Annotated in this window: 22 protein-coding genes and 1 pseudogene; 9 read left to right on the top strand and 14 right to left on the bottom strand. The window is 53.2% G+C overall.

Going from position 1 to position 25,861, the window contains the following annotated elements; translation table 11 throughout:
• Positions 1-8 precede the first annotated feature (8 nt).
• The 12 genes from ACP158_RS01495 to ACP158_RS01440 form a co-directional block, all read right to left on the bottom strand.
• Positions 9-479, bottom strand: a complete 471-nt coding sequence (locus tag ACP158_RS01495; RefSeq protein WP_424947233.1) for a F0F1 ATP synthase subunit B — start codon at positions 477-479, stop codon at positions 9-11.
• 55 nt (positions 480-534) lie between these two features.
• Positions 535-771 (bottom strand): F0F1 ATP synthase subunit C, encoded by a 237-nt coding sequence (gene atpE / locus ACP158_RS01490; RefSeq protein ID WP_423910838.1) that lies wholly within the window; start codon positions 769-771, stop codon positions 535-537.
• Between the two features lie 76 nt (positions 772-847).
• Positions 848-1,711: a F0F1 ATP synthase subunit A gene (atpB, locus tag ACP158_RS01485; protein WP_424947232.1), complete on the bottom strand. Its 864-nt coding sequence runs from the start codon at positions 1,709-1,711 to the stop codon at positions 848-850.
• Positions 1,712-1,737: 26 nt separating this feature from the next.
• Positions 1,738-2,205, bottom strand: coding sequence for a hypothetical protein (locus ACP158_RS01480; protein WP_424947231.1), 468 nt, complete (start codon positions 2,203-2,205; stop codon positions 1,738-1,740).
• Positions 2,205-2,333: a hypothetical protein gene (locus ACP158_RS01475; RefSeq protein WP_424947230.1), complete on the bottom strand. Its 129-nt coding sequence runs from the start codon at positions 2,331-2,333 to the stop codon at positions 2,205-2,207. Before ACP158_RS01475 ends, ACP158_RS01480 begins: the two co-directional genes overlap by 1 nt.
• A 58-nt stretch (positions 2,334-2,391) precedes the next feature.
• Entirely contained in the window at positions 2,392-3,483 is a 1,092-nt protein-coding gene (locus tag ACP158_RS01470) for a type I restriction endonuclease (protein ID WP_424947229.1), read from the bottom strand.
• Positions 3,484-3,600: 117 nt separating this feature from the next.
• Complete coding sequence (locus ACP158_RS01465; RefSeq protein ID WP_424947228.1) at positions 3,601-4,575, bottom strand: ParB/RepB/Spo0J family partition protein; 975 nt, start codon at positions 4,573-4,575, stop codon at positions 3,601-3,603.
• Positions 4,576-4,645: 70 nt separating this feature from the next.
• Positions 4,646-5,410, bottom strand: coding sequence for a ParA family protein (locus ACP158_RS01460; protein WP_424947227.1), 765 nt, complete (start codon positions 5,408-5,410; stop codon positions 4,646-4,648).
• 2 nt (positions 5,411-5,412) lie between these two features.
• A complete protein-coding gene (rsmG, locus tag ACP158_RS01455; RefSeq protein ID WP_424947226.1) occupies positions 5,413-6,078 on the bottom strand; it encodes a 16S rRNA (guanine(527)-N(7))-methyltransferase RsmG in 666 nt (221 codons plus the stop codon).
• Positions 6,079-6,157: 79 nt separating this feature from the next.
• Positions 6,158-7,774 (bottom strand): phosphoenolpyruvate carboxykinase (ATP), encoded by a 1,617-nt coding sequence (gene pckA, locus ACP158_RS01450; protein WP_424947225.1) that lies wholly within the window; start codon positions 7,772-7,774, stop codon positions 6,158-6,160.
• Positions 7,775-8,044: 270 nt separating this feature from the next.
• A complete protein-coding gene (locus ACP158_RS01445; RefSeq protein WP_424947224.1) occupies positions 8,045-8,731 on the bottom strand; it encodes a DUF6946 family protein in 687 nt (228 codons plus the stop codon).
• A 44-nt stretch (positions 8,732-8,775) separates the two neighbouring features.
• A complete protein-coding gene (locus tag ACP158_RS01440; RefSeq protein WP_424947223.1) occupies positions 8,776-11,298 on the bottom strand; it encodes a GcvT family protein in 2,523 nt (840 codons plus the stop codon).
• Positions 11,299-11,653: 355 nt separating this feature from the next.
• Here ACP158_RS01440 and dnaA point away from each other — a divergent pair, with 355 nt between their 5' ends.
• The 3 genes from dnaA (at position 11,654) to gyrB (ending at position 17,574) form a co-directional block, all read left to right on the top strand.
• Complete coding sequence (dnaA, locus tag ACP158_RS01435; RefSeq protein WP_424947222.1) at positions 11,654-13,015, top strand: chromosomal replication initiator protein DnaA; 1,362 nt, start codon at positions 11,654-11,656, stop codon at positions 13,013-13,015.
• Positions 13,016-13,299: 284 nt separating this feature from the next.
• Positions 13,300-14,403 carry a DNA polymerase III subunit beta gene (gene dnaN, locus ACP158_RS01430; RefSeq protein ID WP_424947221.1) on the top strand — a complete coding sequence of 368 codons (1,104 nt, stop codon included), beginning with the start codon at positions 13,300-13,302 and terminating at the stop codon, positions 14,401-14,403.
• Between the two features lie 729 nt (positions 14,404-15,132).
• Positions 15,133-17,574, top strand: coding sequence for a DNA topoisomerase (ATP-hydrolyzing) subunit B (gyrB, locus tag ACP158_RS01425; RefSeq protein ID WP_424947220.1), 2,442 nt, complete (start codon positions 15,133-15,135; stop codon positions 17,572-17,574).
• Positions 17,575-17,606: 32 nt separating this feature from the next.
• Here the strand turns inward: gyrB and ACP158_RS01420 are convergent, their stop codons facing one another.
• Positions 17,607-18,164, bottom strand: coding sequence for an HD domain-containing protein (locus ACP158_RS01420; protein ID WP_424947219.1), 558 nt, complete (start codon positions 18,162-18,164; stop codon positions 17,607-17,609).
• 68 nt (positions 18,165-18,232) lie between these two features.
• On the opposite strand from ACP158_RS01420, the gene ACP158_RS01415 reads away from it, so the two are divergent.
• The 6 genes from ACP158_RS01415 to ACP158_RS01390 all read left to right on the top strand — a co-directional run bounded on the left by ACP158_RS01415 (position 18,233) and on the right by ACP158_RS01390 (position 25,032).
• Positions 18,233-19,078, top strand: coding sequence for a YihY family inner membrane protein (locus ACP158_RS01415; RefSeq protein ID WP_424947218.1), 846 nt, complete (start codon positions 18,233-18,235; stop codon positions 19,076-19,078).
• A 314-nt stretch (positions 19,079-19,392) separates the two neighbouring features.
• Complete coding sequence (locus ACP158_RS01410; protein WP_424947217.1) at positions 19,393-20,724, top strand: ABC transporter substrate-binding protein; 1,332 nt, start codon at positions 19,393-19,395, stop codon at positions 20,722-20,724.
• 75 nt (positions 20,725-20,799) lie between these two features.
• Positions 20,800-22,170, top strand: a complete 1,371-nt coding sequence (locus ACP158_RS01405) for an ABC transporter permease subunit (protein WP_424947216.1) — start codon at positions 20,800-20,802, stop codon at positions 22,168-22,170.
• Between the two features lie 2 nt (positions 22,171-22,172).
• Entirely contained in the window at positions 22,173-22,997 is an 825-nt protein-coding gene (locus ACP158_RS01400; RefSeq protein WP_424947215.1) for a carbohydrate ABC transporter permease, read from the top strand.
• Positions 22,997-24,055 (top strand): ABC transporter ATP-binding protein, encoded by a 1,059-nt coding sequence (locus tag ACP158_RS01395; RefSeq protein WP_424947214.1) that lies wholly within the window; start codon positions 22,997-22,999, stop codon positions 24,053-24,055. The genes ACP158_RS01400 and ACP158_RS01395 overlap by 1 nt, the downstream gene beginning before the upstream one ends.
• Positions 24,056-24,114: 59 nt before the next feature.
• The gene (locus ACP158_RS01390; RefSeq protein WP_424947213.1) at positions 24,115-25,032 is read left to right on the top strand and encodes an endonuclease/exonuclease/phosphatase family protein; all 918 of its coding nucleotides are present in this window, start codon (positions 24,115-24,117) and stop codon (positions 25,030-25,032) included.
• 63 nt (positions 25,033-25,095) lie between these two features.
• Here the strand turns inward: ACP158_RS01390 and ACP158_RS01385 are convergent.
• Positions 25,096-25,854: pseudogene (locus tag ACP158_RS01385) on the bottom strand (5-deoxy-glucuronate isomerase); the annotation flags it as partial.
• Between the last annotated feature and the right edge of the window lie 7 nt (positions 25,855-25,861).

The raw sequence follows: 25,861 nt of genomic DNA, 5'->3' as shown, positions 1-25,861 counted from the left end.
TCCGGCGGCTACAATTTTGCCGCCAGATCATTAAGCAGATCGGCGTGCGCTTTGCCGTCGACTTCGCGCTTCAGGATTTGGCGCGCGCCGGCCACCGCCAACTCGCCGACTTGTCCGCGCAACGTTTCTTTGGCCTTATTGAGTTCGGTATCAATTTCTGCCTGAGCGGCGGTGGTAATGCGCTCGCCTTCCTGTTTGGCATGGTCTCTGGCTTCATCAACCAGTTCAGCGCCGCGTTTTTCGGCTTTGCCGATAATTTCGTTTGCCTGCTCTTTGGCTTCGGCGATGACCTGTTGCGCCTGGTCACGCCCTTGTTGCTCCGCCATTTGCCCTTTTTCAGCCGCGGCCAGGCCGTCGGCGATTTGGGTTTTACGCTGGTGCAGTGCGCCGATGATCGGCGTCCAAACGAACTTCTTGCTAAACCAGACAAAGCCAATAAAAAACAGCACCTGGAAAGCCAGTGTGAGATTCAGATTCATCTCGAATCGCCTCTATGTATCGTTAAAGCTAGTCTTGGATTCATTGACATTGACATTAAGCCACAGCAAACAGGACGTACATGGCAATGCCGACCGCGATCATCGGCACCGCATCGACCAGCCCCATGACGATGAAGAATTGAGTGCGCAGCATTGGGATCAGCTCCGGTTGGCGGGCCGCGCCCTCAAGAAAGCGGCCACCGAGGATACCGATGCCGACAGCAGCGCCCAATGCGCCAAGGCCCATCATAATCCCGCCTGCGATATATAAAAGTGCTTGTTCCATCTTAATCTCCGATAAGTAGAAGTTGCCGTAAAAAAATCACATGAAAATCAATAAAATCAATAAAATAAAATGTGTCCCGAGGTTAGTGATGCTGGTGCGCCATATCCATATAGACAATCGTCAATACCATGAAAATAAACGCTTGCAGGGTAATAATCAAGATATGAAAAACCGCCCAGATAAACTGTAGTACACCGCCGAACAAGGTCAGGGTGACGCCGGCACCAAACATCAATGAGATGAGAATAAAAATCATCTCTCCCGCGTACATGTTACCAAACAATCGCAGCGAGTGAGAAATTGGTTTTGCGACCATGCTGACGAATTCAAGGAAAAAGTTCACCGGTATGAACAGTATTTTCAGCACCGGATTTTTTGCCTCGAACGGCTGCATGGTTAATTCCGCGGCAAAGCCGCCAATGCCCTTTACCTTGATGCTGTAGTAGATCATCAACGTAAAAACACTCAGCGCCAAGCCAAAGGTAATGTTTGGATCGGTGCTGGGCACCACTTTTTGAAAGTGAATGCCAACAAGCTCCAAGGCTCTTGGCAACACTTCCACCGGCACCAGGTCCATCAGGTTCATCAGGAAAACCCAGCAAAACAAGGTCAGTGCCATCGGGGCGATTAAATCATTCTTGCCGCTGAATGAATCGCGCACGTTGCCGTCTATGAATTCAACAATCCATTCGACGAAGTTTTGCATCATCCCCGGTTGCGCGGAAGTCACCGATTTCGCGACCCGGCGAAAAATCCACAGGAACAGGACGCCGAGCGTAAACGACCAGAACAAACTGTCCACATGCACCGCCATGACCCCCATTTCCGCCGCTTCCTCGCCGGACTGCGCCATCCCCCAACGGCCATCGAGGTGCCGCCCAAAGGTCAGGTTGGTCAGGTGGTGACGAATAAACTCGGTTGAGGTGATCGCTTCTGACGATGCCATCGCTTAATAATTATAGTCAATCATGTTCAACGGTCGGGCGCGCGCTTATGATCGCTCGCGGCCCATATATACCCAGCCTGCATGGTAATATAACCCAGCGCGATATAAAGCGGCCCGAGTTGCAGGTAAGCCAGTCCGACAAAGGCGCCGCCAGCGACCAACAACAACTTGAACAACAGCCCGGAATAAAGCGGCAACATCCCCAAGTGTGCGCTGGCGTTTGATTCACCATGACCCTGCTTGGGACTATGCTCGGTTGCCGCTTGGCTGGATTTTATCACACTTCTGGCGGTTATCACGGTGGCCAGGATTCCCAGCAATGAACCGAATGCGACGGCTTTCACCCGCGCCAGCGAAAGCGTGGCCGTCGTTGGATCCGACCAGACCGTCGTCGCCAACACCACGGCCACCAGCAAAATGGCGAGGAGCGCTTGCGCCGCCAGCACTCGGCGAACGCTGCGCTCTAATGCCGGCGGATGAATCGGGCCGCGCATCAGTCCAGCGCAAGGCTGACGGTGATGAACCACATCACCGCCCGGGCATCTCTTGCCGCCGCCAGCCACCGGGTTTTGGTGATTTTCGCGTAAAATCCGGAATCCGCGGTGGCGAAAAATGGTGTCATGACAAATCAACAACCTGTTTTAACAAAACCGTTGCCAGAGTGTGATGCCTATGGTGTGTTACGGTTTGCTTTGGGTTGCTCGTGTACTTGGCACTTGTTTGATTCGCAAGCCCAGCCTCATTTGCTTGTTTACTATAGTTAAATAGTCCAGTTTTTTAGCCGTGCTGGACAGCGTACACACAAAGAATCCCGAACCGGCGTCGTTCCATGTATAACCTCCCTGCGTATGCTGCTGTCTTGATACCAACGGGTACCCGTTTGTTATAATGTTTAACGTCGCAACGTTGCCAAAGCCACTTTTTCTAAACACATCAATCATTGTTTGCCCGACATTCCGGTGGCAGATCACAACCCCATCTGGAAAAGTTACTTCTATTTTCATTCGCTCCGTTGTTTTTGATCGCGGCTTGCTAGAGCCTTCGGGTTTTATGGTTGTCGGTTTTGTGATCGGTGTTCTAGGTGCTACCAGCTGAAAATCCGGCACATCCGATTTCAATGCGCTTAGATAGGTGATGATTTGCTCTTGTATGGGTTTATACCCACAGATGCTTTCAACTTTATCAGATACCACCTCGGTCAACATCTCATCCTTTTCTTCCAGCAGTTTTTTCCATGCAATAGGAATATTCGCCTCTGCCTGTCTTTCCTTGGAGACATTCTCGTAGTCTTCTTGCGCGTTTTTTAACGCGCCGCCTTGTGCAACTTCGTCAAAAGACAAATATCGCTCTAACCGATATATCGATTCATGCGTGTCTCGTTCTATCAAGTCCAGTTTATAGACCCTGCGCTCGTCGAAACTCCCGGCCCCTGCAGGCAGATAAAAATGCCATTCCCGGCCGTCTGTCACAATACCGAACGGGATGCCTTGAAGAAACGCGTATTGAAATAATTGCTCATCCGCTCCGGACGCGCTGTCCGGTTGTTTCACTTCGATAAAGATGACCGGCTTGTTCTTTTTAGCGCACAGCGCAAAATCCACTCGTTTCCCTCGAACGCTGTATTCCGGGATCACCAACTGAGTGTCATGGATTGGCCATTTCATTGCCGCTAAGAGCCGCAAGACAACGCCTTGCGATATCGACTGCTCATTGGGATATTCATTGTTCTTGAGTTTGTTTTGAACATCACGTATTATTTCTTGCAATGACATTATTTTGCCTCGTGTTTTACCTGCGCGCCATCATACTACACCAATGGCACGGTTTAGCGTGGTTTGAGATGGGTTCATGCCGTCCGCCAGCTCATTTTTCCGACTCATTTTCCCATCTCATTTTATGCGCTCAAGAATACCGTCCAGTTCATCCAGAGAATGATAGTGGATAATAAGCCGGCCTTTCTTCGCGCCATGCCGGATATCCACTTTCGCGCCTAAGCGCGCCGAAAGATCGTCTTGCAAACGGGCAATGTCCGCGTCCGCTTGCTGGTTTTTCCTGGTTTTAGTCGTGTCCGCTCCGGTCTTGTCGCTGGCCTCATCTTTAGCCTTGGCCCATTTCCTGACCAGTCTTTCGGTTTGCCGAACAGAGAGGCCTTGGCGACTCACCTGATTGGCGATTTCAGGCTGCGCTTCCTCTGGCAACGCCAGCAGTGTTCGAGCATGGCTCATATCAATTTCGCCGGTTTCGACCATTTTTTGAACTGCCGGGTGCAACGCCAGCAGTCTTAACAAGTTGCTCACCGCCGTGCGCGAGCAGCCTACCGTATCAGATACTTCCTGGTGGGTCAGTCTGAATTCGTCGAGCAAACGCTTAAAGCCTCTGGCTTGTTCAATGGCGTTGAGGTCTTCCCGTTGAATATTTTCAATCAGGGCCACGGCGATGGCGGTTTGATCGGTAATTTCCCGTATCACTACGGGAACCGTCGCCAGCCCGGCAAGTTGCGCGCCGCGCCAGCGTCGCTCTCCAGCGATGATTTCAAACTGTGCCGCCGCGCCTTCGCCCACGCGCTTTCCCGCGGGCCGCACCAACAAGGGCTGTATCACGCCTTGCGACTTGATCGATTCCCCTAACTCGGCCAGCGCGTTTTTGTCCATGCGCACTCTTGGCTGATACTTTCCGCGTTGCAGTTGCTCGATCGGAATTTCACGATAGCTTGTGCGGCTTGCCCGATCGCTGCTGGTTTCGGACCTGGCATCTGCTCCTTGTCGGCTTGTTTCGGGCGGCGACTGGGCAACCTGGGTTGTGGTTTTCACGTCGCCGAGCAACGCCCCCAGACCTCGACCCAGCCTTGATTTCTTTTTTACCATTGCGTGTTTGTCCTTGGGTTGCTGTTCTTGTCGTGAATGTTCTTGTCGTTATGTTTTGAGCGGCTTGCGGCTAACCGTTATGTCGGCGCAACAATTCGCGGGCCAACGCCAGGTATGCCTGGGCGCCGGCGCATTGCGGGTCGTATTCCAAAACCGGCTTTCCATGACTGGGGGCTTCGGCCAAGCGCACATTTCTCGGGATCAGGGTTCGAAACAATTGCTTCGGGAAATGTTCCTGCAACTGCTCGGAGACTTCGACCGCCAGGTTGTTTCTGCCATCATACATGGTCCTGACCAAGCCGAGAATTTCCAGTTTCGGGTTGAGCTCTTGCTGCACCAGGCGAATGGTTTCCATCAAACTGGTGAGCCCTTCCATGGCATAGTATTCGCATTGCACCGGGATTAGCACCTCCCCGGCTGCGGTTAGTGCGTTCATGGTGAGCACATTCAGCACCGGCGGGCAGTCGATCAGCATGATATCAAACCCGTTGGCGACGTCGCTTAGCGCCCGCTCCAGACGTTGGTTGCGGGATTCGAGTTGGGTCATTTCCACTTGGGCGCCCGCTAAATCAGGGTGGGATGGCAGTATATGGAATTTGTATTGCGTCGGGATGATGGCCTGGGCGATGCCGGTTTCGCCTAACAGCACCTCATAAACGCTCGCTTCGAGTTCGCGCATGGCAATGCCGCTACCCACCGTGGCGTTGCCTTGAGGGTCGGTGTCAATCAATAACACCTTATGTCCGGCATGGGCCAATGAAGCGGCCAGATTTATAGCGGTGGTGGTTTTACCGACCCCGCCTTTTTGGTTGGTTATTGCAATTATTCTCGCCAATGTTAAAAATCAATAATGATCAAGTGTCGCTGGGCCTCCAAAAAGGGCACTTCCAGTTTCTCAACCGTTAGTCTGGGTCGCATTTGCTCGGGTAATTTGGGTAATGCGGGCAATTCACCGGTCAGGGATTCAATTTCTTTTGCTGGAAATCGGCCTTTAAGCGCCAACAAGCGGGTGCCCTGGCTGAGGTTTGCTTGACTGAGTCGAACCAATCCCGGTAAAGGTGCAAACGCACGGGCGGTAAGCGTATCAAATTTTCTGTGTGGTTGGTAATTTTCAATCCGGCTTTTTACCAGCGAAACATTTTTCAATGCCAGATTTGAAATGCAGTTTCGCAGAAATTCCACCCTTTTACCGCGGCTGTCAAGCAGGGTAACTCGCCACTGCGGGTTGACGATTGCCAATGGCAGCCCGGGAAAGCCGCCGCCGCTGCCAATATCCAGCACGGCGCCGCCGATGACATGACGATGGATGGCCAGCGAATCCAGAATATGGTGGCTGATCATGTCATCATTCGATGCGATCGCGGTCAGGTTCAGGCGGGCATTCCATTTTGCTAATAATTCAATGTGGGTCAGCAGGCTCATTTGCTGATGCGCATCAATGCCAATCCCAAGCTGCTCACAGCCGTTGATTAGATTTTGTGCGTTAAATCGCGGTTTTGTCATGGTTTCGAATCGTGTTCGGGCGGCCACTCGCCAACCGCATTATGGTCCGCCATGTTTTAGACGCGGGCTTTGGCTATTCTTAAACGGCCGCGCGCGGCCCGGCGGCAACCAACGCTTTGCCCTCCGCGGTGTCTTCGTATTTTTTGAAGTTTTCGATGAACAGGGCGGCCAGTTGCTTCGCTTTTTCATCCCACTCTCGCGGGTCGGCATAGGTCTGCCGCGGATCAAGAATATGGGCGTCGACTCCCGCCAGGGTTTGCGGCGCCGCCAAGCCAAAGTAGGGAATCGTGTTAAATGACGCTTGTTCGATGTCGCCGTTTAAGATGGCGTCAATGATCGCCCTGGTGTCTTTTAGCGATATTCTTTGGCCGCTGCCGTTCCATCCGGTGTTGACTAAATAAGCCTGCGCCGCAGCAGCCTGCATCTTCTGAACCAGTTGTTCGCCATATATTGTCGGGTGAAGGCTTAAAAATGCTGCGCCAAAACAGGCTGAAAAAGTCGGCGTTGGTCGGTCAACGCCGCGTTCTGTGCCGGCCAGCTTTGCCGTGAACCCGGATAAAAAATGATAGTTTGCTTGTTCTGGCGTCAATTTTGAAACCGCCGGCAACACCCCAAAGGCATCCGCCGACAGGAAGATTACCTTGTTGGCGTGGCCGCCTCTGGACACCGGTTTGACGATATTGTCGATGTGGTAAATGGGGTAGGAAACCCGGGTGTTTTGAGTTTTTGAGCGGTCCTGATAGTCGACCGTGCCATCCTCCCTGACACCCACATTTTCCAACAGCGCGTCGCGCCGGATCGCCCGATAAATATCCGGCTCGGCCTGTTCTTTCAAGCCGATGGTCTTGGCATAACAGCCGCCTTCAAAGTTAAACACACCTTGATCGTCCCAGCCGTGCTCGTCATCGCCGATCAGCCGCCGTTTCGGATCCGTTGACAGGGTGGTTTTTCCGGTTCCGGACAAACCGAAAAACAGGGCGGTTTCACCGTCTTCGGATACATTCGCCGAGCAGTGCATGGAGGCCATGCCGCGCAATGGCAACAGGTAATTCATCATTGAAAACATGCCCTTTTTCATTTCGCCGCCGTACCAAGTGCCGCCGATGAGCTGCATTTTTTCAGTGAGGTTAAACGCAACAAAGTTTTCTGAGTTCATGCCCATGGCTTGCCAGTTTAGATTGGTTGCCTTGGCCGCGTTCATCACCACAAAATCCGGCTCGAAGTCCGCCAACCCCGCAGCGCCTGGCCGGATAAACATGTTTTTGACAAAGTGCGCTTGCCAGGCCACTTCCATGATGAAGCGAACCGATAACCGGCTGCCTGGGTTTGCGCCGCAAAACGCATCCACCACGAACAGCCGTTTGTTTGATAATTGATTGGCAACGATGGTTTTAAGGTCGGCCCAGTTTGCCTGGGACAAGGGGTGATTGTCGTTTTCCCCCTGCTCCGACCACCAAAAGGTGTCGCGCGTAAGAGCGTCCCGAACAATATATTTATCGCTGGGCGAACGGCCTGTAAAAACCCCCGTATCCACCGCGATGGCGCCGCTGGTCGTGAGCACGCCGCGCTCATGCCCGGTTAAATCGGCCCTGGTCTCCTCCGTGAACAGCCGTTCAAACGAGGGGTTGTGAATCAGCTCTGCTGTGTCGCGAATGCCGTGCTGGGCGAGGTCGGCGTGAAGTGCGTGGGTGGTCATGTTGAGTGAAGAACTGAGGCGACAAAGTGCCGCCAGTGTAGTTTATTTTGCGGCGCGGTGGTAGCGCGGCGGCGGTCGCCGTTCATTGTCATTGTCGTCATATATAACGTGTCACCGTTTTGCGGTCACCGGCACGACCGCGGCGTCGCCACCGGCCATCGTATGTGGTGCGGCTATCGCCGCGCAGGTCTTACTGGATTCCGTGTCAAACACGGAATGACGAGGTTGGGGATCGTTGCCCCGGCCAGTCCTGCCTCTTCGCCGTCGCGGCTATGCGGCCAAGTATCGTCTATCGCCGCGCGCCCAACCCAAGTGTAATGGCGCGCCGTCCTTCGCGGTCACGGCGCATAATTTTTCCGGCTCGGCGGTCTTGTTGTAGAGCGCGACGAAGGCATGGAACGCGTCGAAGCCAGCGTCCTTATCGCTAAAAGAATGCACCAGCATGACCGATTGCGTGGCGCGAAAACGCGCCGCCTCAATCAGCGCCGAGGCGGCGCGGTGCAGCAGTTGATAATAAATGTCATCCGGTATCGGTTGCGGCAAGCCGAGCATGTCCGCCAAATACGCGAGCCGCTTGGTTTTCCCGTCGGATGCTTTTTTTCGCCACTCGACGACCGGGTTGCCGAAGGACTCATCCACCTTGCCCTCGACCGCAATCGACACCAAGCCAACATCGCATGTCGCCAGCACCCAAACATCATTTTGCGATGGGCGGCTACCGCCCGGCAACGACACTTTCCATTCGGGGAAAATCAGCAACGGGGCGATGCCCGTCAACGCCGGCGCCGATGCCAACACCGCCGAAATCTCGGGCGGAAAACCATTGGCATCTTCCCAGCAACACGCCAGCGTGCGCGCGGACCGGCCGCGCCGCCAATGTTTCGCCGGGTCCAACAACAAGCGTTTCCAGTCGCAGGCGCCGGCAGAAGGCATAAATATTTGTGGTTGTGTTTTCATTATTATTTGTCGTTATTGTGGCGGCATCACCACCGCCGCCCGCATCACCCCCGCAGCACTTGATTCTCGGCGTCATACGGCGACTCGGCGATGACCGTGGCCGGGCGCGGCTTGCCCAAGATCTCGATTTCCAGTTCGGTGCCGATAGTCGCCAATTCAGGCTTGACCAAGCCTAAGGCCAATGATTTTTCAACCCTGAATCCATAGCCTCCGGAGGTGGCTCGGCCGACCAGCTCGCCGCGGTAGTAAATACCTTCCGATCCGCGCGCATCGGCATCCGTCACATCATGGACTTCCAGGGTGACAAACGCATTCTTGGCGCCGCGTTTTTGCCAATCGATCAAGGCTTGCTTGCCGATAAAATCGCTGTCCTTATCAAGGCGGATGAACCGATCAAGGCCCGACTCAAACGCTGAATATTCTATCGACATTTCCCGCGGGATTAAGCGATAGGATTTCTCCAGACGCATGCTGTCCATGGCGCGGATGCCAAACGGCTTAATCTCAAATTCCTCGCCGGCCGCCATCACCGCATCAAAAATATAGTTTTGCATTTCTATCGGATGGTGTAGTTCAAAGCCGAGTTCGCCGACAAAATTTACCCGCAGCGCATTGGCGCTTGCGGCACCAATATTTATCGGCTTGCCGGTTAACCATTTGAATTTTTCATCGGATAAATCCGTATCGGTTAGTTTCTGAAGCAGGGCTCGAGATTTCGGTCCGGCGATGACCAAGACGCCGAATTGTGTGGTTATTTTTTGTAGCTCGACGCCGTTCGCCGGTTTGTTTTTAAGCAGATAATCCCAGTCATGGCGTTCCATAGCGCCGGCTGAGACCACGTAATAGCGATTGTTTGCGGTCTTGTGAATCGTGAACTCGGCGCGTACGCCGCCATTTCGCGACAGCATATGACATAGCCCTATTCGACCGATGCCCTTGGGTATTCGGTTGCACACCAGAGACTCCAGCCAGACCTCGGCGCCGTGCCCGGCCACCGCGAATTTGGAAAACGCCGACATGTCAAGCAGCCCCACTTTTTTCTGCACGTGCTTGCATTCCTGCCCGACATACGGGAAATAATTTGATCGGCGAAACGAATATCGTTCGACAATACGGCCATCGTCCAGCGCCGGCGATGTGTTGTTGCCGAGCAACACCTCATCGCCATTAACATCGGCGCTACCGATTTCTCCCGCAGGCAACTGATAGTCCTTTGGCGCAAACCAGTTTGGTCTTTCCCATCCATAAATATGGCCAAACACGGCGCCTAACGCTTTCATTCGGCCATAGCAAGGCGTAGTTTTTAAGGGCGTCGCGGTGGCGCGCTCTTCATCCGGAAAGTGGTTGGTGAAAACATTTCGATAGGCCTCCTCGTTTTTTTGCCGCAAATAGCCGCGCGCCGTATAAGGGCCGAATCGTCTTGGGTCCACGCCCATCATATCCACCGTCGGCTCGCCGTCCACAATCCATTCGGCTAACTGCCAGCCGGCTCCGCCGGCCGCGGTTATGCCGAAGCTGTGGCCTTCGTTCAGCCAGAAATTCCTCAAGCCCCAGGCCGGCCCGACGATGGGGTTGCCGTCCGGGGTATAGGCGATGGCACCGTTATAGACTTGCTTCACCCCGACCTCCGCAAACGCCGGGACGCGGCGAATGCAGGCCTCAATATGCGGCATAAGCCGATCCAGGTCTTCCTGAAACAACTCATTCTCGCAGTCTTGCGCGGGCCCGTCCACATAGCAGCAGGGCGCGCCTTGCTCATAAATGCCCAGTAACAGGCCACCCGCTTCTTCGCGCAAATAATAGCCGGCGTCCGATTCCCGCAACACGCCTTGCTCGGGCAGCCCTTGCGCTTTTCTGGCCAGAATGTCTGGATGGGCTTCGGTAACGATATACTGATGCTGCACCGGTATAACCGGAATATCAAGGCCCACCATCTGCCCGGTTTTTCTGGCGAAGTTGCCGGTGCAGGCGATGACATGCTCACAAGATATGTCGCCTTTGTCGGTCTTGACCCGCCAGCCGTCGGCGCGCGGTTCAATGCCGGTCACGCAGGTATGGCGATAGATTTCAGCCCCGCGGCTGCGCGCGCCCTTGGCCAGCGCCGTGGTCAAGTCATTGGGTTGGATATAGCCGTCTTCGGGGTGCTGAATTGCTCCTGCCAGTCCCTCGATATTGCACATTGGCCAAATTGCCTTGACCTGTTTCGGGGTCAAGAATTTTATCTCCACGCCGACCGTTTTCCCGACCCCGGCGTAATATTTATATTCGTCCATGCGGTCTTCGGTACATGCCAGGCGGATGTTGCTGACCTGTGAAAAGCCGACGGTCAAGCCGGTTTCCTGTTCAAGCGTCTGATAAAATTGTACCGAATATTGGTGCAGCTTGCCGACCGAGTAACTCATGTTGAACAAGGGCAGCAGCCCGGCCGCGTGCCAGGTTGATCCCGAGGTCAACTCTTTCCGTTCAAGCAAGACCGAATCGGTCCAGCCTTTTCGCGCTAGATGGTACAGCGTGCTGACGCCGACCACGCCGCCGCCGATGACTACCGCTTTTGCCTGGGTTTTCATGTTTTCCGCCTTAAGTATAGGATATCTGGGTTCATTAGAATTTCGGGATAAGTTTGAGGTTGCGATTTTGCCGGTTTTCTGGCTGCGCTTTAGTCGATGTTGTCTTGCTCTGAATTATTTATGGAGTTTTTCGGGGAAATATTCCGGATAACGGTGGATAAAAAGCGTCTTTAAGATTAAACTATCCTTGTCGGGCAATACAACCTATTTATGATTTTAACTATAAAAACGTTATATTATCGTTTAAAAACAATAGTATGGCTTGGTTCTTTGCTCGCCTTGAGGCGCAACCGGAACCAGAAACCTCAATGAGCCAGAGCTTTTAATGAACGCGAGCAAAACCTGAGCCATCCTTATGTGGGATACCTGTCTTCAACAATTGCGGGCTAAGCTTTCAGCCGACGACATGAATACCTGGATTATGCCGCTGCATACAAATTTCAGCGGCAGCACACTCAACCTGCTTGCGCCAAACCGCTACGTGCTTAACTACATCAAGCAAAATTTATTCGACCAAATTGAGACCACTATCCTGGCAATGGATATCAGCGTCGACCGGGTGCAGCTTGAAATTGGCAGTTATCATCAGGACCGCGTCGGTTCCGTCCGTGCCGAGGCCCTCGATGGCGGGTCTGTTGCTGCGCGCGGGCTCCCCTCTTCTCAGGAAAACAACCGCACCGCATCGTTGCCCTATTCCGGCGGTACGCTTAACGCGGACTATACTTTTGCCGCCCATGTCGAGGGTGCGTCCAATCAGCTGGCGCGCGCGGCCGCGTTGCAGGTCGGAGGAAACCCGGGGAAGGCGTTCAACCCGCTGTTTATCTATGGCGGGGTCGGCTTAGGCAAAACCCACTTAATGCAGGCCTCCGGGCGGTTGATTTTAGACAGCAACGCGAAGGCAAAGGTTGTTTATGTCCATTCGGAGCTGTTTGTCAACGATATGGTCAAGGCGTTGAAAAACAATACCATGAACGAGTTCAAGCGGCATTACCGTTCCCTGGACGCGCTGTTAATTGACGATATTCAGTTTTTCGCCAAGAAAACCCAATCCCAGGAAGAGTTCTTTCATACCTTTAATGTCCTGCTTGAGGGCCAGCGGCAGATCATCATCACCAGCGACCGCATCCCCCAAGCCATCAATCATGTCGAAGAGCGCCTTATCTCCCGGTTTAGCAGCGGCTTGTCCGTATCCATCGACCCGCCGGAACTTGAAACCCGGGTCGCCATACTCGAAAAGAAAGCGTTGGAACGGGGTGTCGACCTGCCGAATGATGTTGCCTTTTTTGTGGCCAACGCAGTGCGTTCCAATGTCAGGGACCTTGAAGGAGCCTTGCACAGAATTTTCGCCAGCTCGAGTTTTACCGGGCGCCTAATCGATATGGCTTTAGCGCGGGAGGCGCTTAGAGACATCCTGATTTATCAGGAAACACAAATCAGCATCGAGAATATTCAGCAAACCGTCGCCGAGTACTACAAGATTAGAGTGGCTGATCTACTCTCAAAAACCCGTGCCAGAACCATTACCCGGCCGCGCCAGCTTGCGATGTCCTTTGCCAAACAGTTCACCAATCTGAGTCTGCCGCAAATTGGAGACCACTTTGGTGGCCGGGATCACACTACGGTATTGCATGCCTGCAGAAAAATAAAAGAGTTGGTTCACTCCGATCCAAAAATGAAGGAAGACCAAAAAAATCTGCAACGGTTGTTCAATGGTTAACGTTATGCCGTGCTGGCGAAGCCGGTGCGTTAGTTCCCGTGCTTGACCCTGCCATCCGCGGTTGTTGCTGTGCATAACGTTGTGGAGTTTTAATTGATAACCGCGCCTGGTTTGTGGATAGTTTTGTGGAAAAAAGTTACCCACAATCCGTTCTTTCGTTTTACAATGCTTTTCTATGGACATGCCCACAGTGAAGTAACCGCTAAATAACTGTAAAATAGCCGTTTATTCGAGTTTTCCACAAGTCCACAGGCCTTAACTATTACTACTACTATATATTTAACATGAATATAAAAATAGCCCGAGCTGATCTTCTACCTGTATTAACTTTGGTTGGCAGTGTTGTCGAAAAACGGCAAACCCTTCCAATCTTGTCCAACCTTTATTTTAACCTAACCGACGGTAAATTAAATTTGGTGGGAACAGACCTGGAAGTCGAGATTTCAGAAACGATTGCTGAGGTTGCCGGCGATGATGGTGTATTTACGGTATCTTCGCGTAAAATGCTCGATATAACCCGTATGTTACCGGAAAATGCGGTTATTTCCATAAAACATGAATCAGACAAGGTGATTGTTTCATCCGGGCGCAGCCGCTATACACTGAAAACATTGGCGGCCAGCGATTTTCCGCGAATTGAAGATAATACTTGGGAAGAACGATTTAAAATCAATCAGTTATCTCTTAAAACCTTGCTTGAGAAGACTGCGTTTGCCATGGCGGTCCAGGATGTGCGTTATTATTTGAATGGGGTATTACTTGAACTTACTCAAAATTCTCTTAGCGCGATTGCGACGGATGGCCACCGATTAGCGCAATCGAATGTAAATATCGCTCTGGATACCACGGACAGCAGGCAATTAATCGCTCCACGAAAAGCAATTGCTGAAATTAACCGTTTTCTGGAGGGTGCTGACGACCAGGAAATTACGCTTGAAATCAGCAAGAAACACCTTAAGCTTACCAAAGGAGAAACCACCCTCATCACAAAACTGATCGATGGCAAGTTTCCTGATTTTCAAGATGTTCTGGAAACCGCGCTCAATATTATGATAACCGTGAATAGAGCTGAATTTATTGAAGCGACGAATCGGGCCGCAGTGCTAACAACCGACCGATTTCAGGGCGTAAAAATTGCACTGGAGCCCGGGGTTATGCGTATTACCGCGAACAATCCAGAACAGGAGGAGGCCGTTGAAGAATTGGAGATTGACTACGCGGGCGAAAAAATAGAAAGCGGGTATAACGCTAGCTATTTGGTGGATGCGGCCCGGGCGGTCAGCACTGAAAATGTTGAACTTCATCTACAAGGGCCCGATGGACTGTGCATTATCAAACAACCCGAAGATAATCGATCAATCTGGTTGGTGATGCCCATGCGGTTTTAAACCACGTGGCGAAAAAAGCACGGGATGGAGCGCGGGCAGAGACCATGGCCACACAAGAAAGCGTTAAATCAGGCGGTCAATGTTTTGCGTGTATCGGGGATGATACGCATAATCCAATCAAAACTGAATCCGAGCCGGATGCCAGCCCGCAATGACGACCAAGGGGCTGTTTATCCCAGCGTAAATTCCGAAAACAGCGCTTTTGCGCACACAACCGGAAGTAATTAGACCCATGCAATTGTTTCACGTGAAACAATTGCATGGCAACGCGAATAGACAACTGAAACTAAAATGATAATCGCAAATCGATGTTTCACGTGAAACAATCGTAGCGGTCGAACAGGAACGCCTCTATTCAAGAGCAGGTCAGCAGACCAATTAAAACAAACCCATAAAAGGCCACTGGTTACGCATAGGACGCATAAAGATAAGAGGGCAACACTTGAACATATCGCAATCAGTCACCGCGGGCGGTTTTCGAGTTCTACCGCGTTTTTACAGCGCGCCTGAGCGGCCGTTAAAAGCCAAGTCGCAAAGTCGCGCCGCGCGACCAGCAGCGTTATTTTAAGCCCATTGCCAACAGCAAGACAGCGCCGATGGACAAGCGATTTTAGAACCTGCAACTCCTTGATTAATAAAGAAAAAACAGATAATACGATAAACAAGAATTAACCCTTTTCAACGTAAAATAGGTTAAAATCACTGATTTTATTCAGGCAATAAACGCTAATGACGAATGAATACGATTCGAGCAACATAAAGGTTCTAAAGGGGCTGGATGCGGTGCGGAAACGGCCCGGCATGTACATCGGCGATACCGATGACGGCACCGGTCTCCACCACATGGTTTTTGAGGTGGTGGATAATGCGATCGACGAAGCGCTGGCCGGGTATTGCAACAAAATCAAGGTGACTATCCACGGCGATGAGTCGATTACCGTCAGTGATGACGGCCGCGGGATTCCGACCGGGATTTTAGAGGACGAGGGTGGCAAGAGCGCGGCCGAAGTCATTATGACGGTGCTTCACGCCGGCGGCAAGTTTGATCAGGATTCTTATAGGGTGTCCGGCGGGCTTCACGGCGTTGGCGTGTCTGTGGTCAACGCGCTTTCGGAAAAACTCAGTATGGAAATCCATCGCGATGGAAAAATTCATGCTCAGGAATACGCCCATGGCGATCCGGTGGCGCCCCTTAAAATCGTTGGCGAAACAGAGAAATCAGGCACCATCATTACGTTCAGGGCCAGCCGCAAAACATTCAGCCAGGTGCATTACCACTATGAGATTCTGTCCAAGCGGCTGCGGGAGTTGTCGTTTTTAAACTCCGGAATACGCATCGAGCTCTATGACGAGCGCACTGAATCCGGCGACATATTTGAATATGAAGGCGGAATTGCCGCCTTTGTCAGCCATTTGAACTTAAAGAAAACACCCTTGCATCCCACCGTGTTCACGGCATCAACCGAAAAAGCGGGGGTACAAATAGAATTAGCGATGCAGTGGAATAATTCGTACCAGGAAAACACCTTTTGTTATACCAATAATATACCACAGGGGGATGGCGGATCGCATTTAGCCGGCTTGCGCGGCGCGATGACGCGAACCTTGAACGGTTATGTGAACGGCCTCGGCCTGGCAAAAAAGGAAAAAGTCAGTTTAAGCGGCGATGATTGCAGGGAGGGATTAACCGCGATTTTGTCCATTAAGGTTGTGGACCCGAAATTTTCATCGCAAACAAAAGAGAAACTGGTTTCATCAGAGGTGAAAGGCGCGGTCGAATCAGCGGTCAATGAAGCGCTCGGCAATTTTCTGCTGGAAAACCCCGCGGAAGCAAAAATAATTGCCAATCGAATCGTTGATTCCGCGCGCGCGCGCGAGGCCGCGAGAAAAGCGCGGGATATCACTCGCCGCAAAAACGCGCTGGATCTCGGCGGCTTGCCCGGCAAATTGGCGGATTGTCAGGAAAAGGATCCGGCATTATGCGAAATTTATTTAGTGGAAGGCGATTCCGCCGGCGGCAGCGCAAAGCAGGCCAGGGACCGAAAGTTCCAGGCAATCCTGCCGCTTAAAGGCAAAATTCTGAACGTGGAAAAAGCGCGGTTTGACAAAATGGTCTCCTCAGAGGAAGTGACCACGTTGATTATCGCGCTTGGCACCGGCATCGGCAAGGATGATTTTGAAGTCAGCAAACTGCGTTACCACAGGATCATCCTCATGACCGATGCCGATGTTGATGGCTCGCACATTCGCACCCTGCTGCTGACCTTTTTCTTTCGGCAAATGCGCGAATTGATCGAGCGCGGACATATTTATATCGCTCAGCCGCCACTGTACAAAGTGGTGCTGAAAAAGAAGGAAACCTATATCAAGGATGATGCCGCAATGGCTGATTTTTTGCTGGGGATTGCCATGGAAAAAGCGCAAATCAAACTGAAAAACAATAAAATTCTACAACACGCGGAATTGAAATCGTTGGTTATGGCGCACAATTCAACCCAGCAAACCATCCACCGTTTAGCGAAAAGATTCAATCAGGACGTGCTCAATACGCTGCTTGCCATAGAGCCGATACTGGAAGCGGACTTGTTCAATGCGCCAAGCGCGAACCGGATTGCCGAGCTGCTGGCGCAAGCGTTAAATAAGAGGGCGACGGATATCGTCGCTTACAAGGTCGCGGCGGAGATAAAAACGGCAGCGCTCACGGTTCGGCGTGATCAATACGGGTTAAGCGAAGAATATGTTTTAACCGGTAGTTTTTTCAGAAGCGCCGAGTACCGAAGCCTGATCGCCCATGCCGCAAAACTAAAGGAAATAGAGGGTCCGAGGGAGAGCCCGAGGGAGAGCCCGGGGAAGGACCAGAGGAGAAAAATCATCGTGCTTTGGGGCGACACAAATACCGAGGTGGCAACCTTTGCCGAAGCGGTGGATTGGGTGATGTCCAAAGCCAGGCAAGGGTTTGCCATCCAGCGCTATAAAGGGCTCGGGGAAATGAACCCGCAACAGCTGTGGGAGACGACCATGGATCCGGCGGTCAGACGACTGTTGCAGGTTACCATCGAAGACGGCATTGGCGCAGACGAGACCTTTACCACGCTAATGGGCGACCAGGTGGAACCGCGCAGAGAATTTATAGAAGAGAATGCGTTTGCGGTTTCAAATCTCGATGTTTAATCGCCGGGCCGGGCAATAGGCTAGGCAATAGGCTAAACAAAATGCCGCAAAGGCTCGGCGAAAACGCGCTCAACCATCGGTTTAAAAAACGCCAGCGGCTTTGACTTGAAATCCGGGTCAAAACAGTTCTGGTCATAGTTTTCACAAAAATCCACCGTGTCCTGATACCAGCGGTGATTCTTGTATCGGTCTCGGGCATTGCGGTCCTGGCCGAAATAGTGGGCGTAGTAATACAGTTGAAACAGCCCGTGGTGTTTGACGATCCAATAGATTCGCTCGGACACATACGGTCGCAGAATCGCCGCGGCCATCTCGCTATGGCAGACCGGCGCCAGCGCATCGCCGATATCATGCAACAATGCCGCGGCCACCATGCCATCCTCCTCGCCGGCATCATGGGCGCGGGTTGCGGATTGCAACGAATGTTCCAGCCGGCTGACGCGGTAGCCGGAAAATGAATGTTCCAACGCTTCAAGCGCGCGCATCAGGCGCGCAGGCAGGGCGGCGGTAAACCGCTTTTCTTGCTCGGCAAGCAGGGCGTAGTCCGCGGCGGTGCCGTCCGCCATGTGCGCAAATGCGACTGTTTTCATAATGCTGAATAGTTGAAATGCTATAATTTCCAATAATATCCCTTTCGCCGGGCGAGGCAAGCGATAAAATGTGGAAATTGGAGCAACCGCTCAACCAGCTAAAATCATTCTCAGGCGAGGTGTTTCGCCGATTCAATCAGGATTGCTGTTTTAGCACCGCGGCAGCGCTGTCTTTCACCACGCTCTTGGCGCTGGTGCCGCTGGTTACGGTCATTTTTTCCATGCTCTCCCTGTTTCCGGTATTTGGAGAGTGGTCGAGTGATATTGAGACGTTTTTATTCGAAAATTTTATGCCCGCAGCCAGTGAAACGGTTAAGGGCTACATCCTGGAATTCTCGGATAAGGCTGGCAAGCTGACCGCGGTCGGGCTGGTCTTTTTGCTCCTGAGCAGTTTGTTCCTGTTAGCAACCATTGAGGATGCGTTCAATGAGATCTGGAAAATCAGGAAAGGACGCGACTGGTTCCTGCGCTTAATCGTTTATTGGTCGGTATTAACCCTCGGACCTGTGTTGATTGCGATCAGCCTTTCCATGAGCTCGGCGCTGCTTTCCATGTCGGTGTTTTCAGAGCAGCCCGTGGTCGTCGGTTTTACCCAGCTGCTGTTGAAGTACTTGCCCATACTATTCGAGTTGTGTGCGTTTATGTTGTTTTACCAAGCCATACCCAACCTGGAGATCAGGGTGCGCGACTCTTTTGTGGGCGGTGTTGTGGCCACGGTTTTATTTGAAGCCTTGAAGCTGGGGTTTGGAATCTATCTCCTGAACTTCAACTCATACCAGCGTATTTACGGCGCTTTGGCAACCATTCCCATCTTTTTTCTATGGATATACCTGTGCTGGTTGGTGTTATTGGCGGGCGCCTTGGTTGCGGCCATACTCAGGGAAAAACGCCCCGCGGATTCATTCAGTTTGTAGATGGCGCGCGCGCTGCCGCGACTCGCTCAACCCAGGGCAGCCGCCAAAACCAGCCGCTATAAATTCGGATGCCTCACGGGTTGCAAATCCGGACCGTTTGCTTGGCATTAACAAAACCCTTGACATAACCGGCCCCTAATATAAAATGGAATTTATATTGCAAAATAATTGAACATAGAATAAATTTTCTATTATAATTCTGTTTTGCAGACTTGAATTGGTGATATTGACCAATGAATAAGCCCAGATACAGGCTCGAATAAATTCAAAACCGGAGGCAAAAAGTGACATCTTTATTTAGAAAATCTTATCTCATGGCGATTTTCGCCATTTTGTTTGTGTTACCACCTGCTCAGGCCAAAGAAATGGAGATCGTGGTTTGGGCGCCAGCCGACCAGAACGAACGCTACCGCTTCAAAGCCGTCGCGCTAGCCGCCAACGTTCTCAACGAGGAACTGGAGATCGAGGGTCGCGATATCCAGGTCAAAGTGTCAGCGCGATCATTCGCCGGTTCACAGACCTGGCAGCAACTGAAACAGGGTTTCTCGCTAGCCGTCGAGGCCGGTAAAGGACCGCACATTATCGTTGGCGGCCATGAGGACATCCCGGTGTGGGGGAGCGCCGGCTTGATCATACCGATCGAGGACATCGTCGATCTTGAGGCTTGGCCTTTCTCAGATGTTTTTCCCAGCCTGTGGCCAATCATGTCATGGAATGGGCAGGTCTGGGGCGCGCCTCAGGATGCCGAATCCAGGCCTTTCTTCGCCTGGAATCCTCACTTAAAGGCGATTGGTTATTCGGATGCCGACATCGCGGCGCTGCCCGCGAAAGTCAAAAGCGGTCAGTACACGTTGCAAAACGTTCTCGAGGATGCCAAGAAAATTCAGGATAAGGGCCTGGTGGAGAAGGGCTACGGATTTTATCCCCGCGCCACCAAAGGCGGTGACTACTGGCAGTTCTACGCGGTCCAGAAGGGTGGCGACATGATCGACGCCAAGAGCGGCAAGCTGCTCCTGGACAAGGGCGCCCTGCTCGGATATTACCAGTTCTTCCACGACGCGGTGTTCAAGCACGGAGTGACCAAGAAGAATCATCTGGGGATGGAGTGGGACCAATGGTACAACGAGGTGGCCAACGGCAAGGCCGGACTGTGGCACGGCGGCACCTGGCACTATGCCCGCTATACCCGTCGCGAAGGCCTCAAGGACTTCTTTGGCACGGTCATGTTTTCGCTGATCCCGTCTGGCGGTTCGGGCGGCAAGGCGACCACGCTCACGCATCCGCTGACCTATCTGATTTCGAAGCAGGCAAGCGGGGATGAACTGGAAATCGCGGGGCGGCTCATCACCATAGTCTCCGAGCCCAGGCTCAATACGCTCCATGCCATAGCCTCGGCCCATCTCGGCATCACCACGGCTCAGACCAAGGTCACGCAATATTCCGACGATCGCTGGACGGCGGAAGCCACGGAACTGTTGAAAAGCGCTTTCGCGCTACCCAACAATGTCAATTTTGGACAATACGACACGCTCGTCTGGAAGGGCCTGACCGCGACCTGGAGCGGCGACCTCACCCCGGAGCAAGCGGTCGATACGGTGGTCAGGGAGATGCAAGCCACGATGGGGAATAAAGTGGTTATCCGCTAACGCCAGCAATACTATTCGCGCTTCGGGACATTATTCCGGTTCGGCAGGCGGTTGCCGGACCGGAGGCATTGAAGCGTGAATATCAGGATTAGTCAATCCGAATCACTAATCCAGGCTAAACACAGAGAGCAAAACAAGCCGATGCGCATGCGCCGCTCGCTCTTCCCGGTCTGGTTCATGTTGCCCGCTTCAATTGCGGTAACCCTGTTCTTCGTCGTTCCGGTGTTAATGACCGTCGTGTTCAGTTTCACCTCAATGACTTCCGACACCGGGATTCTCGGCAATCGGTACGTCGTCACCGAATCATCAATTCGGGACATGACCGATGCGGGCGTTGATGCCGCCCTGGTCAAGCAGTTGGGCGCCAGGGTGTTCGCGTTGGACGCGGCGGGCCTGGCCAAGGTCAGGAAAATCGGTCTGGAACCGCCGGTGATGCAGGAGATAGAGGAGACGCTGGCGGGCCAGGCGTTTGCGTCCGAGCAGGCGCTCTTTGCCGCCCTGAAGCGGCTGAACCACCGCCCGCGCAAGTTTAAGGATCGCAAGGACATATCCAAATCGGTGGTCAGCACCGTCGCCAACCGCGAATTTACCACAGCAAAAGCATTCCGCGCCGGCCTCGTCTCATTGGGCATTAAAGTCGACGACGCCACGTTTGCTCGCTTGCTCGAATTGACCAACACCAGTTGGCGATGGACCGCTGACAACTACGTCGAGTTAATGGCCAGTGAATTTACCGTGAAGGTCATGGCCAACACCGCATTCTATGTCTTTCTCACTCTTTTTTTCAACGTCGGGTTTGCGCTTTTGCTGGCGCTCGCCACATTCTACATGCCGCCCGGGCAGTCAAGGTTTTTCCGTGCTATATGGCTGATCCCGCGTATCAGCCCGTCGGTTATCTACGTGATGCTGTGGAAGTGGTTTACCTTCGACAGCGGCTTCATGAGCCACTTCCTCGGAATGTTCGGCGTGCAGCCCGAAAACTGGCTGAATGAATTTCCATGGACCTTTGTGATTATCGCCAATGGGTTTGTCGGCGCCAGCATGGGCATGATCATATTTGCCAGCGCCGTGCTGGCGATCCCCGCGGACGTATTGCGTGCGGCCGAAGTTGACGGCGCCTATGCCTGGCAACAAGTACGGCGTATCATACTGCCGTTGATGGCTTGGCCGATCCTGTTTATCACCAGCTACCAGACCCTGAGCCTGTTGACCTCGTTCGAATACATTCTTTTGCTGACCGATGGCGGGCCTGGGTTCTACACCACCGAGACCTGGGCGCTGAACGCCTATCACACGGCGCTGTCGAACTACTTCGGCAACTTGCGCTACGGCATGGGCGCAACGCTGGCCGTCGTGCTGGTGGTTGTCGGCATCGCGCTATCGCTGTTTTACCTTCGGCTATTCGATTTCAAGAAGCTGGTCGCCGACCCGCCTATAGAGAACTGACCATGGATGATCGTAAAATCAATTGGCCTCTGACCCTATTTTTGCTGATCATCTCGGCACCGATCTTGATCATGTACGTTTGGCTGTTCATCGATTCAGTGTCCGAAATCAATATTGAGAGCATCTGGCCGGAAAAGTTCACGCTTAGAAACTGGCGCTTCCTGACCGAGGAGATCCCCGGTCACGGCAGTGTTTGGACCGCGACGCTCAACACCACCCTTTTTGCAACCAGCGTCGTCACCATTGTCGTGGTCCTGTCGTCCACCGCGGGCTATGCGCTATCGCGCTTGAAGTTCCCGTTCCGCGCCCAGTTTCTTGGCGTGGTATTGGTGCTCCATTCCTTCCCCAGCGTCACTTTGATCATATCGATTTTTCTCATGCTGCAATTAGTCGGCCTGTTCGACACGCTAATCGGCGTCATCCTGGTCAAGTCCGCCCTCGAACTTCCGTTTGGCATATGGATAATGAAGGGCTTTTATGACACGGTGCCTTGGGAGATCGAGATGGCGGGACTGCAGGACGGCGCCAGTCGTTTCCAGGTTTGGCACAAACTCATCCTGCCCCAAGTCATGCCCGGAATCGCCGCGCTGGCGATATTCTCATTCATGGCCGGATGGAGCGAATTCGTGCTGCCGCTGATCCTTGCGCCGAGCTCGGAGGCCCGGCTGTTGTCGGTCTATCTGGCCGGCCTTCTGATCGACGATTACCTGTCCGATTTCGGGCTCTTTAAAGCGGTCGGACTGTTTTATGTCATTCCGGTCATGATTTTTTACCTCTTTACCCAGGACAAACTAATGAATATCTATGGCGGGGGGAGCAAAGGCTAATGGAAATCAGATTGGAAAAATTCTCGAAATCATTCGGCCCGGTCAAGGTGATTGAGGATCTGGACCTGGCCATCGGCGATTGCGAAATGATCGCCCTGTTGGGGCCGTCGGGGTGCGGCAAGACAACAACGCTGTACGCCATCTGCGGGCTGCACCGGGTAAGCGCCGGGCGGATTTGGTTCGGCGATCGCGAGGTCACCCAGTTAGCGCCTCAGCAGCGGAAAGCCGGCGTCGTGTTCCAGTCATTCGCCCTGTACCCGCACCTCAGCGTTTACGAGAACATCGCTTTTCCGTTGCGAATTCGCAAAGAGAGCAATGCCGATATTGAGCGCAAGGTTAAGGATATCGCCAACACCCTGCACATAGAAGAGCTTCTGGGTCGCCGGCCCGGCCAACTTTCGGGCGGCCAGCAGCAGCGAGTCGCCTTGGCCCGAGCCCTGGTGCGCAGGCCGGACGTTTTGTTGATGGATGAGCCGTTGGCCAATCTCGACGCGGGGCTGCGGCTCGATATGCGTAGCGAAATCCGCCGAATTCAGCGGGAATCCGGCTGCACGTCCATTCTAGTTACCCACGATCAGGTCGAAGCAATGAGCATGTGCGATCGCATTGCCTTGATGCACAAGGGCAAGATTCAGCAAATCGGAACGCCTGATGAAATGTACCACCAACCCAAGAACAAATTTATCGCCGGCTTCATCGGCAACCCGCCGATATCGTTTGCCGATGGCTTGGTTGAAGACGGCCGTTTTGTCGCCCATGGACTGAGCTTTGAATTACCGGCTCAGATCAAGGGGGCGTCGGTGTCGGCCGGACAAAAAATCGCCATTGGCGTCCGCCCCGAATGCCTGCAGCCGGATTTCGCAACCGCTATTGAAGGTGAAGTCACCTTTGTTGAAAGCCAGGGCCGAGAAATTCTCTACGACCTCAAGCTCGGCGGCGGACAAATCTTCCGCTCGATTCAAAGCGGCGAACAAACCTGCAAGCTCGGCGATCAAATTCATTGGGGCATAGATGTCAATGCCGTGTTCTTCTTTGACGAGCACGGGGACAGGATATAGCTTTCCGGGGTTGCAACCGTCGGCAATGGGCATCAAACTCGAATTGAGGAAATTGCGAAGTGAAGATAGTCACCTACAACATCCAATACGGGCTGGGTCGGGACGGGCAATACGATTTGAAGCGCACCGCCAAGGCGGTCGAGGGCGGGGACGTTATTGCCCTGCAAGAGGTTGAACGGTTTTGGAAACGCTCAGGAAACGTTGACGAGGTCGCCGTTTTGGCCGAGCTCCTGCCTGATTTTCATTGGGTCTACGCACCCGGTTTGGACATGGATGCGAGTTACCGCAACGAACACAATCGCCTGATCAACCGCCGCCGCCAGTTCGGCATCATGCTGATGTCGCGCTTGCCGATCATCTCGAGCCGCGGTTTTCCGCTTCCGAAATATGGAACGCTAACCCAGCACAGCATCCAGCAGTCCCTGCTGGAAGCGGTAATTGATATGCCGGCCGGGCCGGTGCGCGTCTATTCCGCCCATCTCAGCCACTTGTCGGCGGAAACCCGCGGCCCCCAAATTGAGGCGTTACTCAACATCATCGATCAGGCGCCGACCGAAGGCGGCGCCTGGTGCGGCGGTCATCCGAACCCTGATGCCGGGTGGACCGAAGGCGAAGAGCCGCCAATGCCGCGCCCGGCCATGTTAATGGGTGACTTGAATTTCGTTCCAGGCTCCACTCAATATGACTTGATCGCAGGCCCCTTGTCGCCGCGCCATGGTCGGCTTGTTCGGCGCGACGGCTTTCTCGACGCCTGGGTGGTGGCCGGCCATGGAGAGAACGACAGGGTGACTTCTCCAGCCGTGGCTAATGCCGCCGAAGGAGGCGCGGATACCGATACTTGTTTGGATTATTGCTTCGTCACGGCCAATCTGGCGGATCGGGTGCGTAGCATCCATATCGACGGCGCGGCCGATGCTTCGGACCACCAACCGGTGTGGATCGATATGGATCTCGATGACCCGACGGCGCCTTTATAAAGCGAGCGGCGCGGGCAGGGCAGCGTCAGAAGAATCTGAACAGGTTCAAGCAAGTGTAATGCGCTACTTGAACTTGTTGATCATGTCTTTGATGCCGGGGATGGTGTCCAGTTGGTAAGCGTGTTGCGGATGGAAGCGCTGGTGCAAGGGTCTCTGCGACAGGCCTGCGAGCACCGTAAAGTAGTACATTTCGTATCCGGGAGCAGCGACACAGGGGTGGTAGCCCTGGTCGATGAGGATAGTGGACCTGTTTCGGATGTGGCAGACATCGCCGTAATCTTCTCCTGCCTGAGTGAGAAACTGGGCTCCGAATCCATGAGATGGATTGAAACGAAAGTGATACACCTCGTCGTGACGGGTTTCCTCGGGCAGATGATCGGTATCATGCTTGTGTGGCGGAAATCCGGACCAGCCGCCGGCGCCCACTGTAAACAGCTCGCTTACCAGCAGCCGGCCGACTTTTCCTGCCGGACTCTTGCCTAGAATGTGTTTGATCTTGCGGTGGGTTTTAGTGTCATCGGAGCCATACTGTACCGGGTCGATGTCGCTCTCACGCACGACGAAGGGTTCATATACTTCGTCGTGTCGAGCGCCGGCGATGAAAACTTCCGCCGCATCACTCACGCAGTTAAGATTGGCCTCAACACCCGTGGGGATATAGACGCCTTCTGGATCGCCTTCCCAGATATGCCTGCGCTTTCCCACCTTCTGGTAAGATGCGCCCGGTACAATGACATCAATACTGCCGGTAGTCGGCACGATACAGGTTTCGTAGCCTTCAACTTGTGAGCGGAAGGTTTCCCTCTTTTTTAGTTTTACGATGGGCGGT

Origin of the sequence: Candidatus Spongiihabitans sp., from assembly GCF_965247905.1 — a bacterium.
GTDB lineage: Bacteria > Pseudomonadota > Gammaproteobacteria > Arenicellales > Poriferihabitantaceae > Spongiihabitans.
Note: the sequence above shows the minus strand (reverse complement) of the source record. Positions and strands in the feature narration are given on the sequence as shown.

What these genes read in the sequence shown, in the direction of transcription:
- ACP158_RS01420 (WP_424947219.1), bottom strand. Translation starts at nt 18,164, where the DNA reads ATGAAAACAGTCGCATTTGCGCACATGGCGGACGGCACCGCCGCGGAC.
- atpB (WP_424947232.1), bottom strand. Translation starts at nt 1,711, where the DNA reads ATGGCATCGTCAGAAGCGATCACCTCAACCGAGTTTATTCGTCACCAC.
- ACP158_RS01445 (WP_424947224.1), bottom strand. Translation starts at nt 8,731, where the DNA reads ATGAAAACACAACCACAAATATTTATGCCTTCTGCCGGCGCCTGCGAC.
- ACP158_RS01465 (WP_424947228.1), bottom strand. Translation starts at nt 4,575, where the DNA reads ATGGTAAAAAAGAAATCAAGGCTGGGTCGAGGTCTGGGGGCGTTGCTC.
- ACP158_RS01410 (WP_424947217.1), top strand. Translation starts at nt 19,393, where the DNA reads ATGGCGATTTTCGCCATTTTGTTTGTGTTACCACCTGCTCAGGCCAAA.
- ACP158_RS01470 (WP_424947229.1), bottom strand. Translation starts at nt 3,483, where the DNA reads ATGTCATTGCAAGAAATAATACGTGATGTTCAAAACAAACTCAAGAAC.
- ACP158_RS01480 (WP_424947231.1), bottom strand. Translation starts at nt 2,205, where the DNA reads ATGCGCGGCCCGATTCATCCGCCGGCATTAGAGCGCAGCGTTCGCCGA.
- ACP158_RS01400 (WP_424947215.1), top strand. Translation starts at nt 22,173, where the DNA reads ATGGATGATCGTAAAATCAATTGGCCTCTGACCCTATTTTTGCTGATC.
- pckA (WP_424947225.1), bottom strand. Translation starts at nt 7,774, where the DNA reads ATGACCACCCACGCACTTCACGCCGACCTCGCCCAGCACGGCATTCGC.
- ACP158_RS01475 (WP_424947230.1), bottom strand. Translation starts at nt 2,333, where the DNA reads ATGACACCATTTTTCGCCACCGCGGATTCCGGATTTTACGCGAAAATC.
- ACP158_RS01495 (WP_424947233.1), bottom strand. Translation starts at nt 479, where the DNA reads ATGAATCTGAATCTCACACTGGCTTTCCAGGTGCTGTTTTTTATTGGC.
- ACP158_RS01440 (WP_424947223.1), bottom strand. Translation starts at nt 11,298, where the DNA reads ATGAAAACCCAGGCAAAAGCGGTAGTCATCGGCGGCGGCGTGGTCGGC.
- ACP158_RS01395 (WP_424947214.1), top strand. Translation starts at nt 22,997, where the DNA reads ATGGAAATCAGATTGGAAAAATTCTCGAAATCATTCGGCCCGGTCAAG.
- dnaN (WP_424947221.1), top strand. Translation starts at nt 13,300, where the DNA reads ATGAATATAAAAATAGCCCGAGCTGATCTTCTACCTGTATTAACTTTG.
- dnaA (WP_424947222.1), top strand. Translation starts at nt 11,654, where the DNA reads ATGTGGGATACCTGTCTTCAACAATTGCGGGCTAAGCTTTCAGCCGAC.
- ACP158_RS01415 (WP_424947218.1), top strand. Translation starts at nt 18,233, where the DNA reads ATGTGGAAATTGGAGCAACCGCTCAACCAGCTAAAATCATTCTCAGGC.
- gyrB (WP_424947220.1), top strand. Translation starts at nt 15,133, where the DNA reads ATGACGAATGAATACGATTCGAGCAACATAAAGGTTCTAAAGGGGCTG.
- rsmG (WP_424947226.1), bottom strand. Translation starts at nt 6,078, where the DNA reads ATGACAAAACCGCGATTTAACGCACAAAATCTAATCAACGGCTGTGAG.